The 14,993-nt window shown below is 69.0% G+C and carries 15 protein-coding genes and 2 pseudogenes; 6 read left to right on the forward strand and 11 right to left on the reverse strand.

Annotation, left to right across the window (positions count from 1 at the left end; genetic code table 11):
* Positions 1 to 367: 367 nt before the first annotated feature.
* From L1080_RS35995 to L1080_RS36025, 7 genes and pseudogenes are all read right to left on the reverse strand, one after another.
* Complete coding sequence (locus L1080_RS35995; RefSeq protein ID WP_250773521.1) at positions 368 to 1,366, reverse strand: Rv1681 family radical SAM protein; 999 nt, start codon at positions 1,364 to 1,366, stop codon at positions 368 to 370.
* Complete coding sequence (locus L1080_RS36000) at positions 1,360 to 2,172, reverse strand: Rv1680 family SBP-like protein (RefSeq protein ID WP_250773523.1); 813 nt, start codon at positions 2,170 to 2,172, stop codon at positions 1,360 to 1,362. Before L1080_RS36000 ends, L1080_RS35995 begins: the two co-directional genes overlap by 7 nt.
* A gap of 12 nt (positions 2,173 to 2,184) precedes the next feature.
* Positions 2,185 to 3,303 (reverse strand): Rv1679 family acyl-CoA dehydrogenase, encoded by a 1,119-nt coding sequence (gene fadE16 / locus L1080_RS36005; RefSeq protein ID WP_250773526.1) that lies wholly within the window; start codon positions 3,301 to 3,303, stop codon positions 2,185 to 2,187.
* A gap of 63 nt (positions 3,304 to 3,366) precedes the next feature.
* Positions 3,367 to 4,323, reverse strand: a complete 957-nt coding sequence (locus tag L1080_RS36010; RefSeq protein ID WP_374434587.1) for an Rv1678 family membrane protein — start codon at positions 4,321 to 4,323, stop codon at positions 3,367 to 3,369.
* 288 nt (positions 4,324 to 4,611) lie between these two features.
* A pseudogene (locus L1080_RS36015) lies at positions 4,612 to 4,851 on the reverse strand (TetR/AcrR family transcriptional regulator); the annotation flags it as partial.
* Between the two features lie 23 nt (positions 4,852 to 4,874).
* Positions 4,875 to 6,164 (reverse strand): MFS transporter, encoded by a 1,290-nt coding sequence (locus L1080_RS36020; protein WP_250773528.1) that lies wholly within the window; start codon positions 6,162 to 6,164, stop codon positions 4,875 to 4,877.
* Positions 6,165 to 6,235: 71 nt separating this feature from the next.
* The gene (locus L1080_RS36025; protein ID WP_250773530.1) at positions 6,236 to 6,898 is read right to left on the reverse strand and encodes an ArsR/SmtB family transcription factor; all 663 of its coding nucleotides are present in this window, start codon (positions 6,896 to 6,898) and stop codon (positions 6,236 to 6,238) included.
* A 92-nt stretch (positions 6,899 to 6,990) separates the two neighbouring features.
* Here L1080_RS36025 and L1080_RS36030 point away from each other — a divergent pair, with 92 nt between their 5' ends.
* Positions 6,991 to 8,352 carry an MBL fold metallo-hydrolase gene (locus L1080_RS36030; RefSeq protein WP_250773532.1) on the forward strand — a complete coding sequence of 454 codons (1,362 nt, stop codon included), beginning with the start codon at positions 6,991 to 6,993 and terminating at the stop codon, positions 8,350 to 8,352.
* Positions 8,349 to 9,647, forward strand: coding sequence for an MFS transporter (locus L1080_RS36035; protein ID WP_250773533.1), 1,299 nt, complete (start codon positions 8,349 to 8,351; stop codon positions 9,645 to 9,647). The genes L1080_RS36030 and L1080_RS36035 overlap by 4 nt, the downstream gene beginning before the upstream one ends.
* A 490-nt stretch (positions 9,648 to 10,137) precedes the next feature.
* On the opposite strand, the gene L1080_RS36040 is transcribed toward L1080_RS36035, so the two are convergent.
* Both L1080_RS36040 and L1080_RS36045 read right to left on the reverse strand, forming a co-directional pair.
* Positions 10,138 to 10,623: an SRPBCC family protein gene (locus L1080_RS36040; RefSeq protein ID WP_250773898.1), complete on the reverse strand. Its 486-nt coding sequence runs from the start codon at positions 10,621 to 10,623 to the stop codon at positions 10,138 to 10,140.
* Positions 10,624 to 10,641: 18 nt separating this feature from the next.
* Positions 10,642 to 10,935, reverse strand: a pseudogene (locus tag L1080_RS36045) (ArsR/SmtB family transcription factor); the annotation flags it as partial.
* A 433-nt stretch (positions 10,936 to 11,368) separates the two neighbouring features.
* Between L1080_RS36045 and L1080_RS36050 the strand changes: the two are divergent.
* Genes L1080_RS36050 through merB (L1080_RS36065) form a run of 4 tightly spaced genes read left to right on the forward strand, consistent with a single transcriptional unit; the run spans position 11,369 to position 12,774 of the window.
* A complete protein-coding gene (locus L1080_RS36050) occupies positions 11,369 to 11,773 on the forward strand; it encodes a MerR family transcriptional regulator (RefSeq protein WP_250773535.1) in 405 nt (134 codons plus the stop codon).
* Positions 11,770 to 12,267, forward strand: a complete 498-nt coding sequence (locus tag L1080_RS36055) for a hypothetical protein (protein WP_250773537.1) — start codon at positions 11,770 to 11,772, stop codon at positions 12,265 to 12,267. The genes L1080_RS36050 and L1080_RS36055 overlap by 4 nt, the downstream gene beginning before the upstream one ends.
* A gap of 10 nt (positions 12,268 to 12,277) precedes the next feature.
* A complete protein-coding gene (merB, locus tag L1080_RS36060) occupies positions 12,278 to 12,496 on the forward strand; it encodes an organomercurial lyase (protein WP_374434592.1) in 219 nt (72 codons plus the stop codon).
* Positions 12,493 to 12,774, forward strand: a complete 282-nt coding sequence (gene merB / locus L1080_RS36065) for an organomercurial lyase (RefSeq protein ID WP_374434595.1) — start codon at positions 12,493 to 12,495, stop codon at positions 12,772 to 12,774. The genes merB (L1080_RS36060) and merB (L1080_RS36065) overlap by 4 nt, the downstream gene beginning before the upstream one ends.
* Here merB (L1080_RS36065) and L1080_RS36070 read toward each other — a convergent pair.
* Both L1080_RS36070 and L1080_RS36075 read right to left on the reverse strand, forming a co-directional pair.
* Positions 12,764 to 13,504: a TVP38/TMEM64 family protein gene (locus tag L1080_RS36070; protein WP_250773900.1), complete on the reverse strand. Its 741-nt coding sequence runs from the start codon at positions 13,502 to 13,504 to the stop codon at positions 12,764 to 12,766. The genes merB (L1080_RS36065) and L1080_RS36070 overlap by 11 nt on opposite strands.
* A gap of 143 nt (positions 13,505 to 13,647) precedes the next feature.
* On the reverse strand, positions 13,648 to 14,883 hold the full coding sequence (locus L1080_RS36075) for a L,D-transpeptidase (protein ID WP_250773539.1): 1,236 nt from the start codon (positions 14,881 to 14,883) through the stop codon (positions 13,648 to 13,650).
* Positions 14,884 to 14,993 lie beyond the last annotated feature (110 nt).

A 14,993-nucleotide genomic window follows, 5' to 3' on the forward strand; every position in this document is an offset into this window, starting at 1 on the left:
CCACACCTGGTCTGTCTACCAGTTCGCCCACTGTGGCGGCGGTAGGTGAACGAAACGTGAGGCCGGACCCGGACGGACATGTCCGGCGGACCGACTCGAGCCCGAGTTACGGGTGCGCCTTGGGTCGACTGATCGGCCGAAGGGTCGCGCCGCCATCTGCACGTTTTCCGGTATATGGCCAAGGCCACAACGGATGTTGGTGACTGCAGAAGGGCGCTCAGCCGGTTTCCTTACTCGACCAGGGTTCTCAGCATAGTTCACTGACACGGGTTATCGACGCTCTTGACGTGGTAACTGTGCTGTTCAGGGGAGGGCCGTCGGAAGGAGGGATTCTCGACGGGCTGAGTGGTAGTTCTGAGTTCTCTGTCTAGGCGCAGGGGAAGAGTGCGGCGGCGGTGGCGGCGACCGCCCATTGTTGGGTGAATCTGTGGTGGATCTCGTCGAGTGCGGGGCGGAGCGGTTCGATCCGGCGGGTGACCAGTGCCTGGTCGTCGGTCGCGGCGACGGGGTGCCAGTAGACGCCGTCGGCGGTGACCGTGACCTCGGGGACCAGGGATTCGGGCGTCATGACCAGTCCTTTGACCGCGGCCCCCTGACGGGCGATCGGTCGGATCAGCTGGTCGCGGCGTGCGATGCCGAGCTGGTCGCAGAAGTCGTGCAGCGCGGTGATCGTTCCCGGACCCGGCGAGGCGATGGTGGCCGCGATCCGCACCCGGAAACCCAGATTCCGGGCCAGCCGGATGCCGGCGACCGCTCTGGCCCAGCTGCCGGCGCCGCGGTGCGAATCGTGCAGGCCGGGGGTGGCGGAGTCGAGACTGATCTGCAAGGCCAGACCCTCGCGGGGCAGCGACTCCAGTGCCCGCAGCCCTCGGCCCTTGAACACCATCGCGTTGGTCAGCACCGTCGTCGGCAGTGTGTTCATGCAGGTGCGCACGATCGAGTCGATGTCGGGAAGCAGAAAAGGTTCGCCTCCGGTCAGGTAGATCTCGCCGACCCCCCACTCCGCCGCTTCGGCGACCAGCCGGGTAATCCGGTCGAGGCCGAGTTCGCGGCGGGGGGCGTGCGGCGACGAGGACACGCAGCAGTAGTCGCAGGCGAGGTTGCAGTGAAAGTTGGTGTACAGCCACAGCCGTGCGCCCGGCATCCGGTCGGGACCGAGCGCCTCGCGCGGGTCGGGGGCGTGGCCGCGCCGCACGACCAGCGTCCCGATGTCGGCGGCATCGACGTCCTCCCGGACGATGGTGTTTCCGCTGTGGGCGCACCACCTGCGCGCCAGGACGAGATCCTCGGCGGACCCGATCGCGACCTCACCGGTACCCCCGTCGGGGAGTCCCGTCATCAGCCGCATCAGATCCAGGATCACCATCGCGGATCGACACCCTGTTCGCCGACCGCCGCGAACAGGCTCTTGTACCCGTCCAGGTGGGGACGCACCCAGCGCTGCAGTCCCTCGAGTTCGAGGATCTTGCGATGTGCGGGGATGTCCCAATCCATGTCGAGGAGGGTGTCGACCCACGGTGTGGAGCGCTCGGCGGGCAGGGTGTCCATGGCTGTGAACATGCAGTGGCAGTACTCGGGTGTCTGCCAGACCGCTTCGAGGGCGCCGGGCATCAGATCGTCCTTGCCCATCGCGTTCCAGGTGCCGATTCCGATCGCGGCGACGTCCGCTTCCCCGGCCAGTACCGCCGCCACCGCATCGAGTTCGCTGCGCCCGGTGTCGCCGTGTTTGCCGATGTCGCTGTCGAATCGGGTGATCGACAGCGCGGTGGTGGGCACTCCGGCCTGGGCGAGGTAGTGCAGCGGCAGGATCGCGGCGTGCGCGGAGTCGGCCGATCCCAGAGCGAGGCGTGTACCGGCAAACCCGCCCGGACCGGTGATGGAACTGCCGGGCGGGGCCACGAACACGGTGCTGAAGGTGGTGTCGGTGTCGCGTTGGGCCAGTGGTGTGGCGTGGCCGCCGGTTTGCATGACGGTGCGCACGTAGGCGAGGTTGGTGTTCCAGGCGATGTCGATGTGGCCGGCGATCAGTTCGTCGACTTGGCGGCCGTAGTTGGAGTAGAGCACGAAGTCCATCTCGGCGTCGGTGTCGCGGAAGTAGTCGCGGATTCCCTCCCAGATGGGTACCACGTTGGGGGTGTAGGCGACGGCACCGACGATCAGCGGTCTGGTCATTGCGCTCCCTCTCTAGAAGAGCGGCAGGCCGGCGACGGCCTTGCCGTAGAAGTCGTAGAGCACATCGGCGGTGGGGGCCATCACCGACCCGGCCCTCGCGTCGCGGAAGGCCCGTTCGATCGGAAGGTGTTTGGAGAAGGCGGCACCGCCGCACACCCGCATGGCCGTGTCGGTGATCGCCAGGGCGGCGTCGTTGGCCGACGCCTTGACGGCGAGGACGTTCAGCATTGTCGTCTCATCCGGTTCGCTGACGCTGCGCGCCGCGTGCGCGAGGAAGGCTTGCTGGGCGGCGAGGCTGATGCCCATCTTCGCGATCTGGGCGCGGATGGTCGGTAGCGCCGAGAGTGTTTCGTGCTGGTGCTCGAGGCGAGCGCTGCCGACATGCGAGAGGGCGGCGGTGTTGGCCGCGGCGGAAAGGCCGAGCGAGACAGCGGCGTTGCCGAGGTTGAACCAGGGCAGCACCGTATTCATCATCAGGCCGAAGCCCGCGCCCTGGTCGCCGAGCCGGTGCGCGAGCGGGATCGATGCGTCGATTGTCATCGGTGCCGATGCGTTGCCCCGCAGCCCCATCCCGATCCACGGGCCGGCCACCGTCAGGCCCGGCGCATCCTTGGCCATCGCATACAGGTCGACCTCGCCCGCGGCTCCGGAGGCCGAACCCGCCGAGACCACATAGACATCGGCGAAGCCGGCGGAGGTGACCCAGCTCTTGTCGGCCCGCATGGAGACGGTGTCACCGTTCGCGGAGGCGGACGAGACCGGCGCCCAGAAGTGGGAGCGGGAGCCCTTCTCGCTGAACGCCAGGGTGCCCAGCACGGCCCCCCTTGCCATGCCGGGGAGGAGGCCGGGCAATCCCGGTGGGGGCGCCTGCGCGAGGGTGACCGCGGCGGCGGCGTGCATCAGATAGATCATGGCGGTCGATCCGCACGCCGAGGCGAGCGCGGTGAGGACTTCGGTGAATTCCACCGGCCCGCAGCCCGAGCCGCCGACGTCCTCCGGCAACACCAATCCCAGCAGCCCGCTCTCGCGAAGTGCGGCCACCGCCTCGGCCGGAAACACCCCCTCGGTGTCCACCCGCTCGGCGTTCCGGCGGGCGATCTCGGTGACCTGGCCGACCGCTTCGTGGGGCATCTTTTGCTCCTCCATCAGAAGTGAGTTCGGGTGGCGAACGATTGACTTCGTGACGTGCGAGTTTCAGTATCGGGCGCGGCCGGTGAGCTTCGCGGTGGTTTGACCCAGACGCGAGTGGCCGAGCCACCGCCCGGTGGCAGCACTCACGAGCGCGGCACACAGGAACACCGCGGCACTGGTGTTCGTGCCGCCCAGCCACACGTCGGTGCGGCCGGACTGGATGTAGATGGTGGCGGCGGCCAGGAAAGCCAGAACGGCGGCGGCGAGGGCGAGGGCGCGGCGGCCGAGAGTGCCGCCGGCGAGCGCGCAGGCCGCCACGACGAGTACCGCCAGCGCGCCGGCAAGGTTGTAGGTGCCCAGTCCCACTTCCAGGTCTTCGTACCCCACTACACCGCCGAGCGAGGCCCACCGGTCGGTCTGGAACGAGGCGATCACCGCGGCGACGCCGAGCAGTGCCAAGATGATGCCCCAGGTCCGCAGCAGCGCCGCCGCGGCGCGGGGCCCGCTGCCCCGGTGGGCCTGGGCCCGTACCTCGTCGACGGCGAAGTATCGGGTCGACCAGGTGCACAGCAGGACGACATGGATGCCGATGAGCATGAAGTAGCTCCAGGGCCATTCGTTCGGTGCCTCGGCCACCGAGAAACAGATGGCCAGGGACTGCCCGATCCCCAGCAGTGCGGCGATCCGGACCAGTGTGCCGGTCAGCAGTAGCACCGCGAGCACGGTTTCCACCACCAGCGTCAGCCACGCGAACACCAGGAAATTCGGCAGCACCAGGTGCTCGACCAGCCAGCTGAACGGTGGGAACACCGGATGCTCGACCGCGGCACCGGTGAATCCGTACAACCCGCCGCCGCTGTCTCGGCCGAAGTCCGGCGGTGTCTTCCACGCGACGTTGTAGAGCCATTCCAGTCCCACCAGGACTCGCAGCCCGGTCAACGCTGCGCCGGACACTCGCGGTGAGGGCTCGGACTCCGACAGCAAGGGGCGAGGAGACGGGACGCGCCGGTTGCTTCTCACCATTAGAAGTGTGCGCGTCAGCTCATGCCCGGGTCCAGGGATTCCGGCTCCCGGTGGCATCGGTTGTTCCCGCGCTGATCGTGTCCGGGGTCGCATTGGTCATGGGGACGGTCGGCGCGTTGCACGAGGTCATGGAGCAACCGGTCAGCGTCGATGTGAACGGCGGAGTGGCCCTCGAGATCGGCGGTCACACCACGTGGTGCGCGCGGGGAGTCACGACGATCCGTGGCCATGTCCGGAACATCGGTGATGTTCCGGACATGGCCACGTTCGGACTTGGCAGGCTTGCGCCTTCACGGCCGCGAACGCCGCTTCGACACGGCGGCTCCACATCTCGAAGCACGTGCCAAGGACCTCGTCGAGGAACGCGTCCTTGCTGCCGAAGCGATAGTTGCTCGACGCCACGTTCGCGCCCGCCGCTCGGGCGAGATCGCGGGAGGACGTGTTCCCGTAGCCACGCTCCTGCACGCATTCGAGCGCACCGCGCAGCAGCTTGTCCCTGTTCCCAGTGCTCGACGGCACTTGCATGCCCGCATCCTGCATGCGCCGGGCTATCGTGGCGCGCTGTCGGTGGCGGGCGTTTCGATGGCCGGTGCCGGCGGGTTCGTCTTCGCCTTGCTCCTGGCGGACAGGGCGAGGGCGGGCACGATGCTCAGCGCGATCACCCCACCGGTGACGGCGAGGACGGTGTAGTCGGTGGCCGCGACGATCATTCCGGAGGTCAGACCGCCGCCGGCACCGGCGACGGCGATACACAGATCGACCGTGCCCTGAGTGCGGGCCCGCGTGGCCAGCGGAACTTCGTCGGTAATGATCGTGGTGCCGCTGACCAGTCCGAGGTTCCAGCCGAGGCCGAGCAGGCCGAGAGCTAAAGCAAGACCGGGCACCGACGAGGCGGGCACCATGGCCGCGGTGATCCCGGCGGCGAGCAGGGTGAGCGCGGCGGCGCCGGCGACCGGCCGGGGACCAAAGCGGTCGACGAGCAGCCCGGACAGCGGGGACGGGAGGTACATGGCCCCGACATGGACGGCGATGACCATCCCGGCGGCGCCGACGCTGTGGCTGTGGTGCTGCATGTGGATCGGGGTCATCGTCATGATCGCGACCATCACCAGCTGGGTCACCACCATCACCGTGGCCCCGAGCACCACCGCCGGGGACCAGGTCCGCGCCGCCACCGGGGCTGCGGCGGCCGGGACGGTCTCGTCGGCGGCGGTGTCGGCGGCCAGGCTCCGCGCCAGCAGCAGCGGGTCCGGGCGCAGCAGCACCCAGAGCACCAGCGCGGCGAGCGCGTAGGCGGCGGCGGAGAGCAGGAACGGCCCGGACAACGCCGGGATGCCCCACCGGGTGGCCAGATCTCCCATCACGGTCACCAGATTCGGGCCCACCACGGCACCGACGGTGGTGGCGACCAGCACCGTGCTCACCGCCCGGCCGCGGTGATGCGCGCTGGCCAGATCCGCTCCGGCGTACCGGGCTTGCAGGTTGGTCGCGGTGCCGGCGCCGTAGACGAACAGGGCGATGAACAGCAGGGCGATGTTGCCCAGGACGGCGGCGGCGACCACGCCGAGGCTGCCGAGGGCGCCGGCCGCGTACCCGAGGGCCAGGCCCGTCCGCCGGCCGAGGCGTTGCGAGATGCGTCCGACGGTGACCGCGGCCGCGGCGGAGCCGATGGTGAACATGGCGCTCGGCAGGCCGGCGAGGCTGGTGGTCTCGAGCATGTCCTGCGCGAGCAGCGCCCCGACCGTGATGCCGGCGGCGAGCCCGGCACCACTGAGTACCTGGGCGCCGACCAGGACCGCGAGCGTGCGGCGCTGCTGCGGGATCTGCTGCCAACTCATCGATCACCTCGGAGGGTTGGGGCCCGCACAGAATCGGCCGGGACAGGGGATTTCAGTGACGCGGGTGTGGGTCAGGTCAGGGAGTCGACCGGCAGGGCCGCCAGTCGCCACTCGAGCATGCCGTCGGCCAGCCGCGAGGCCTGCCGGCCGTGTTCGGTCAGCAGCCGGACCGCGTCGTGGGCGAGCACGCAGTAGGCGCCGCGGCAGTAGGCGACGATCTCCTGATCTTCGGGCAGCTCGGCGAGGTGATCGGCCAACTCGTCCAACGGAATCGACACCGCGCCGGGGATGTGCCCGGCCTGGTATTCCTCCCGGGGGCGCACGTCGAGCACCGTCACCTGCCCGGCCCGGGCCCGCTCGAGCAATTGGTCCTTGCTGACGTATTCGGTGTCGGCCGGGCCGAGATACGCGGTGCGGGCGGCCTCGACGTCGGGCAGGTGGTCGTGGGCGACCGTGCGGACCAGTGCGAACAGCTGCGCCACATCCACACCGGCGAGCCGGTAGAACACCTTGGTGCCCTCGCGCCGGGTGGCGACCAGATTGGCCTGCTTGAGGGTCTGCAGATGCGCGGACGCGGTCGTCAGCCCCAGCCCGGCGGCGCGGGCGAGGGAGTCGACGGTGCGCTCGCCCTGGGCGAGCAGATCGAGCAGTTCGAGTCGTTTGCCGCTGCCCAGGGCCTTGCCGACCCGGGCGAACTGGTCGAACAGTTCCGTCTTCGCGATCCGATCACCCATAGCATTCTCCAATCAACTTTGGAATAGTGTAGAACATGGATCGGGTGTTCCGCCGAGGACGCCCAGCGCAAGCCGAGGCAGGGAGTATGGCCATGGCCGGGATCGATCTGGTGCCGCTCGTCGACGAGGGGCTCGGCAACTCCGCGTATCTGGTGGATCTGGGGGACGGGCGGGCGTTGGTAGTCGACGTCAGCCGGGACCTACGCGCGGTGCATGCTGCGGCCGACAGCCGCGGGTTGACCGTCGCGTTCGCCGCCGACACCCACCTGCACGCCGACTTCCTCTCCGGCGCCCACCAACTCGGCGCCACCGGCGGGACGCGGGTGCTGGCCTCGGCCGCCGGGGACCGGGAGTTCCCGCACACCGGGCTGCGCGACGGCGACGAGGTGGACCTCGGCGGGTTGCGGCTGCGGGCGCTGATGACGCCCGGGCACACCCACGAACACCTGTGCTTCCTGCTCCTCGACGGTGAGAAGGAGGTCGGGGTATTCACCGGCGGCTCGCTGCTGGTCGGCTCCGCCGCGCGCACCGACCTGATCTCCCCGGAGCGCACCGAGGCCCTCACCCGCGCCCAGTACACCTCCCTGCAGCGGCTCGCCGCACTGCCCGGCCAGGTGGCGGTCTGGCCCACGCACGGTGCCGGTTCGTTCTGTTCGGCTCCGCCCGGCGCGGACCGCACCAGCACCATCGAACGCGAACGTGCCACCAACCCGTTGCTCGCCGCCGCCGACGAGGACACGTTCGTGCACCAGCTGCTGGGATCGCTGGGCAGCTATCCGCCGTACTTCCGCCGACTCGGGGAGATCAACCGGGTCGGCCCACCGCTCCTAGACCGGGAACCGGTGCTGCCGGCGCTGACCGTCGACACCGTCCGGACCCTGCTGGGCGAGGGCGCCGCCCTGATCGACGTCCGCCCGCTGACCCGGTTCGCCGCCGCCCACATTCCCGGCGCCCTCTCGATTCCGCTGCGGCCGGTGTTCGCCAGCTGGCTGGGCTGGCTCGCCCCCACCGACCGGCGACTGATCATCGTCCGCGACGACGACCAGGACGTGGACGAGATCGTCTGGCAGGGCTTGAAAATTGGGTACGACAACCTGATCGGCGAACTCGACGGCGGTCTCGCCGCCTGGACCGCCGCCGAACTCGAGGTGGCCACCACGGCGCTGACCGGCCCCGAAGGAGTCCGCAATGTGCGGGTCCTCGATATCCGGCAACGCCCCGAATACCTGGCCGGGCACCTGCCCGGCGCCGTCCACATCGAACTCGGCGCCCTCGCAGGCCGGGTCGACGACCTGCCCCGGGAGCCGACCGTGGTGATGTGCGGGCACGGCGAACGCGCGATGGGCGCCGCCAGCCTGCTCGAACGCGCCGGACACCGGAACCTCACGGTGCTCGACGGCGGTCCCGACGACTGGGCCGCCGCCACCGGCCGCACCCTCGAGACCGGCGGATGAGCACTACCGTGCCCCGGCCGCTCCGGCTCGGCCTGGGCGCCAACCTGGCCCAGTTCAGCCTGCTCGTCGCCGTCAACGCCCTCGTCGGTGGCATGGTCGGCCAACAGCAGACCGTGCTGCCACTACTGGCCGCGAACGAATTCGCCCTCACCGGCTACACCTTCATCTTCACCTACGTCGCCGCGTTCGGGATCACCAAGGCCGCCGCCAACTACCTCGCCGGAACCTTTTCGGACCGCTTCGGCCGCAAACCGGTGCTGCTGGTGGGCTGGCTGTTCGCCATCCCCGTCCCGTTGATGCTCATCACCGCTCCCAACTGGTGGTGGGTCGTCGCCGCGAACGTGCTGTTGGGCATCAACCAGGGCCTGACCTGGTCGACCACCGTGGTGATGAAGATCGACCTGGTCGGCCCCGCCCGCCGCGGCCTGGCGATGGGCCTGAACGAGGCCGCCGGCTACGGCGCCGTCGCGGTCAGCTCACTGCTGGCCGGCTACCTCGCCGAGCAGTACGGGCTACGGCCGGCCCCGTTCCTGCTCGGACTCGCCTACACCGCCCTCGCGCTGCTGCTGTCCGGGGTGTTCATCCACGAAACCCGCGACCACGCCCGCCTCGAGGCCACGCAGCACACCCCCCGCGCGGACGGTGCGCACGATCACCTGCACGCGGACCTGACCGACCGCCAGATCGCCATGGCCACGAGTTTCACCGAACCCGCCCTGTCCTCGGCGAGTCAGGCCGGCCTGGTCAACAACCTCAACTTCGGGCTCTCCTGGGGCCTGTTCCCGCTGCTGTTCGCCACCGCCGACCTCGGTGCCGGGCACATCGGACTGCTGTTCGCCCTCTATCCGGGCGTGTGGGGCGCCGGACAATTGGTCACCGGCGCCCTGTCGGACCGGATCGGCCGCAAGCACCTGATCACCACCGGAATGAGCCTGCAGGCCGCAGCGTTGGCGCTGATCGCCGCCTCCCACGGCCTTCTCGGGTGGGCAGCCGGGACGGTGCTGCTCGGGGCCGGCACCGCCATGGTCTACCCCACCCTGCTCGCCGTGATCGGCGACGTCGCCCACCCGGCCTGGCGCGGGCGCGCCGTCGGGATCTACCGGGTCTGGCGCGACAGCGGCTACGCCGTCGGCGCGATCTGCGGCGGCATCGTCGCCGACCTGATGGGCATGCACGCCGCGGTGTGGGGCGCAGCCGTCGTCAGCGCCGCCTCCGCCCTCGCCGTCGCAGTCCGCATGTACGAAACCCACCCCAAACCCATCCGCACGAACACGCCGCGCCCCCCGAGAAAATGAGCCCCATCACCGGGTTGCGAGGAGGTGCATTGCCTAGTTCGGCTGTGCCGGTTGGGCTTCCAGGCGCTGCTGGAGCAGGTTGCCCGGCATCTCTTTGCGGGCCTGTGGACGCACCGCCAGGGGCACGAGCAGCTTCCCGACCCCACGGCCTTTCGAAGTCGGCCGCGATCGTCAGCCGTGAGCGGTGTCCCGAGTCGAGCGGATCGACGGTCACCTCCACCACCGCACGGATCGGCCCGTCGACCCCGTGTACACCCCAGGCGCTGGGCGGATCGATATGCGTCAGTTCGGACGTGACCGGGCGCTCGGCGAACCCGATGCGACGTGTGGGGTGAGGCATTTCTCGCCGACCCGCGGGGTTCCGCCGCCGTCCATGTGGCCGCCGACCACACCCTCCTGCCACTGGGCGAAGCGGGTCGGGTCGGTGACGAAAGGCGAACACCTGCCCCGGTGGGCGGTCGACCTCTTTACTTGGTGGTGATCGGTGCCATCAGCGCTGCTCGGTGTCGACGGCGTCGCGGTAACGCTGCAGGTAGAGCGGCCACCCGGCGTCGTGTCCGACACCGTCGCGGACCGCTTCCCAACCCTCACCGTGGCGCTGCAGGTTACGGTGCTCGAGCTCGACCCGGGTGTGATCGGCGGATTCGGCGATGAACCGAACCTCCACCTCACTGGTCTTGGCCGGATCGGTCTCGATCTGCCAGTGCCCGTTGATGTCCCAACTGAACACCACCCGGTTCGGCGGCTCATAGGCGAGCACCCGCGCCCACCGGCATTGCGTGCCGTCCACCCCGCGGTCGTAGATGTGGCCGCCCACCCTCGGTTCGAACACGGTCTCGGCGATCGGGACCGCCATGATGTTGTGTTCCCGCGGCTTGATCGCATCGAATCGCTCGACGAACAGCGCGAACGCGCGCTCCAAACCTGCGTTCACCACGATCTGTTGTTGCACCGGTTCGGTGTGTGTCTGTGTCATGACCTCTCCTGCGGGTTGTTCGACCGCGTCCTTGAAGGCGGTCAGGGCCTGCGCCCAGAACCGGTCGAGCTGCGTGCGCAGCACGCTGATCCCGGCCGGGTCGAGGTGATAGATGCGGCGGGTGCCGACCGCCCGGTCGCTAACCAGCCCGGCGTCCTTGAGCACCTTCAAATGTTGCGAGACCGCCGGCCGGCTGATCGGCAGCTCGCGGGCGAGTTCACCGACCGCGCACGGGCCCTCGGCCAGGCGCTCGAGGATCGTGCGCCTCGTTCGATCAGCGAGCGCGCCCCATTCGTCTCCAGCTTGGTAAGTGTATACGAACGGTAAGTCTTCGCTTACGGAGCGTCGCTGTCAAGAGATGTCCAGCAAACCCGCTCAAGTCGGCAATGGACGTACACCCCGCGTGGGTGCCCATCGTTTGCGATCGGCGATCGATCGCCTTAGTGGTAGCGACCGGGCTGAGGTTCCGACAAGTTCGTCAGAATCACCCACTGACACGACGTTGAGAACCATAGGTCGGAAGCACCGAGAAGTGACACCGAGCCGTGGAACCTACACGCCTGTCGACATCCCAGGGCCGTAGGTCGTCAGGCAGCCCGGGTGGTGCCGTGGTGTGGGTAAGAATCTCTGACTGTAGAGGCGCCTGGCCGGTTCCGGCGTGGGATCGGGTTGCCGAAGCCCTCGCCGCCGACCTGGCCCGTGCGGACTTGACTCGATAGTCGGGTACGGGGTTGAGAATGGCGACATGCGAAGCAGTGAGGTCGCCGCTGTCACCGGGGTGAATGTTCAGACGCTGCGGTACTACGAGCACCGCGGCTTGTTGGCGCCGCCGCCGCGGTCGCCGGCCGGGTATCGGGCGTATTCGGCCGACGCCGTTGCGGTGGTCCGATTCGTCAAACGGGCTCAGGGGCACGGGTTCAGCCTTGATCAGATCGAGGATCTGTTGCATCTGGCCGAGGGTGGACCGGAGGACTGCGACACGGCCCGGGAACTCGCCGACGCCAAGCTGGCTCAATTGGCCGAGAAGATCGCCGACCTGCAACGCATGCAGCGGTCCCTCGCGGATCTCGTCGCTACATGCGAGCGGCCACGAACTGACCGGTGCTGCCCCCTCCTGCACACCCTGCACACCGAAGGAGATGACCGATGAGGCTGGAAATCCTGCACGTTCCAGGTTGCCCCAACGTGGCGTTGCTCGAGCAACGGCTCGAGAATGTTCTGGCAGATCAGCAGTCCGAGGTGGAGATCTCGCATCGGGTGATCGATGACCCGGCGGTCGCCGTCGACGCCGGCATGACCGGCTCACCCACCCTGCTCGTCGACGGCGCGGACCCGTTCGCAGTACCCGGGCTGGTGCCGAGTGTGTCCTGTCGGCTCTATCCCGCCGAGAGCGGCGGGGTCGGGGGCGCCCCGTCGGTGGCGGCGTTGCGGCAGGCGCTGCACGTGGCCGCGGCCGACACGGCGGGCGAGCCCGCCGACGGGCGGGGGCGACTGGTGCTCAGCGGGTGCTGCGGCGGAATCGCCGCTGGCTGGGTTGGGTGGGTGGCGCGATGCGGCGCGGCCGCAGACTCCGGCCGAGCGGGCGGTCCATCATGCGATTCTGCGGGCGTTCGCCGATCGTGGCGAAGCGTCCGAGGAAGCTGAGCTGGACGCGGTGGCAGCCGAATTCGGTGAGCCCGGTCGGCGGGTTCTGGACCGGTTGCATGTTGCGGACGTGATCCGGCTGGACCCGGCCGGGCGGATCACGTCGGCGTATCCGTTCTCCGCCTCGCCGACCCTACACCGGGCATCTATCGGGGGCGGGTCGACCGTCTACGCGATGTGCGCGGTCGACGCACTGGGGATATCTGCGATGCTCGCACCGAGGTGGTGATCGATTCGGCCGATCCGGTGACCGGTAAGCGGATCACCGTAACCGTGCACGAGGAAAGCGCCATCGCGACACCGACCACCGTGGTGGTGTTCGTCGGCGCGGCGGCCGGTCATGGACCTTCCGCGGACGCCTGCTGCACCACACTGAACTTTTTCGCCAGCGCCGCGACCGCCAAGTCCTGGATCGCCGAGCATCCACAGGTAGCCGGCACCGTCGTCGGCCTCGCCGAGGCGACTCGACTTGGGGCGGCAATTTTCGGCGGGGCGCTCACCACTTGAGGACGGGGGAAGAATGCTCAGCAGAGAGTGAGCTGGGCGCGGTGGAAGACGAAGTGCTTGCCTGGGTAGCGGTAGACCTGCCCGCGGTGCGTGACACGGGCAGGCGGGTGTCGATCAGCAATCCCGCTACCCCGGCCGTCACGCAGACCGCGGTCACCACCATCAGTGCCGGATTCGTTTGTCCGGTCAATGCGTCCCCGAGTAACACCACCGCGACCGTGCCCGGCAGAATCCCGACCATGGTGGCGGCGGTGTAGGGCAGCAGGCGCACCGCGGAGAGTCCGGAGCAGTAGTTGACCAGGGCGAACGGTGCCGGGGCGATGAGCCGCAGGGATCCGACCGCGAGCCATCCCCGCCGGGCCAACCGGGCATCGATGGCCTTGACTGCGGGGTGCGTCAGGCGCGCTTGTACGGCGGTGCGCCCGAGCGTGCGCACCAGCAGCAGCGCAAGCACGGCGCTGACCGTGGTGGCGGCGATCGTTACGGTGACTCCGGCGGCGGGGCCGAACAACAGCCCGGCGCTGAGGGTGAACACCGTGCGCGGCACCGGGGCGATCGTCAGCACCGCCTGGGTCAGGAAGAACACCACCACGAACGCCGGGCCCATCGACTCCGCCCAGCCGCGCACCGCGGAGATCGGGGGGCGGGGGACGAGGGCGGCGGCCACTGCCAGCGCGGCCAGCGCCGCCACGGTGGCGAGGACTCGGCGATCGTGCAGGATCGTGGGCACCCAGCGGGTCCCGCCGCTTTGGGTTCTGGCGGAGGTGTCGCCGGCGGAGAGGCTGGCATCGTCGCGCGGTGCCAGCTCACCGCCCGAACCGTCCACCACGGCGGTGTAGGCGGTGTGGGTGCGCGGCACCCAGGACGGTGGGGTCACGCCAGCGCGCTTCCGGCCACCCATTGATCCCAGGGCACACTCCAGTCACCGTTCTGCCACAACTCGAGCGGTGCCCCACCGGTGTTGCGGACTTCGACGATGTCGCCGGGAACGGAGAAGTCGTAGAACCATTGGGCGTGGGCTCGGCTGAGGTTCAGGCAGCCGTGGGAAACGTTGGTGTTGCCCTGCGCCCACACGGTGTCCTCGAGTTCGTGGAGGTAGATGCCGTCGTTGCTGATGCGGGTGGCGTAGTTGATCGTTTCCTTGTAGCCGAGCCTCGAATTGACCGGAAGCCCATAGGTCGAGGAATCCATGACCACCGGGTTGGCCTTGTCGATGACGGTGTAAATGCCGGGCTGGGTCCAGAAAGTCAGGGTTTGCCCGTTGATGGTTTCGCTGCCGCCCATGCCCATCGAGGTGGGCATGGTGCGCACGACTTCCCCGTTGTTGGTGACGGTGATCTGTTTGGTGATGTCGTCGGCGATGGAGATGTGGGCGTCGCCGATGGTGAACGAGGTGGCGGCATCCTCCTGGCCGAACAGTCCGCCGCCGAGGTCGACGCCGTAGACGTTGGCGCGGGCGGTGACCGTGGTGCCGGGGGTGTAGTAGTTCTGGGGCCGCCAGTGCACGTTCTGATCGTCGGCCCAGTGCCAGGATCCCTGCACCGGCGGGGTGGTTTCCACGGTCAGCGTTTTCTCGGCGGCGGCGCGGTCGGTGATCGGCTCGTCGAAGTGGGTGACGATGACGATTCCGATGCCGAAGGTGCCGCCGTCGGTGAGGAGGTTACCGCCCGAGGTCACGAAGGTCGGTTTGGTGAGGTTGCCCGGTCGCACGGTGGAGAAGGTGCTGGTCCGCTCGGTGCGGGTGCCGTCGTCGTGGAGTGCGGCGGCGGTGATGGTGTAGGTCTTGCCGTATCCCAGGGGGATTCCGGGTTTCCAGGCGATGCGGTCGGGGGTGAAGATGCCCTCGATGACTCTGCCTTCGTTGTTGGTCATCGTGACCGATTCGAGGGTCCCACCGGTCGTGTCGACCGACACCGGGTCCGCGGGGTTGACGGTGTCGGCTCCATCGGCGGGATCGATGGTGATCGTGGGGGCTGGCGGGGCGGCCGGATTCGCGTCGCCGCTCGGCGAGGATGATCCGGTTCCGGACGGGGCGCAGGCGGCCAGAACTGCGATCAGGATCGCCAGGGCGAGCAGGACCGGGGTCCGACGTGGCGGGCGAGTGTTCATGGGGTTCCTCCATACCGGCGAGGCGGCGGCGAAGCGGGGGCCGAAAAAAAGGGTGGGGTGCACGCTGTGCGTGCGTAGGGGGAGGAGGGTGGGACCGGGAAGGGCCGCGG

The organism is Rhodococcus sp. MSC1_016, assembly GCF_023667485.2.
Classification (GTDB): Bacteria; Actinomycetota; Actinomycetes; order Mycobacteriales; family Mycobacteriaceae; genus Rhodococcus_F; species Rhodococcus_F oxybenzonivorans.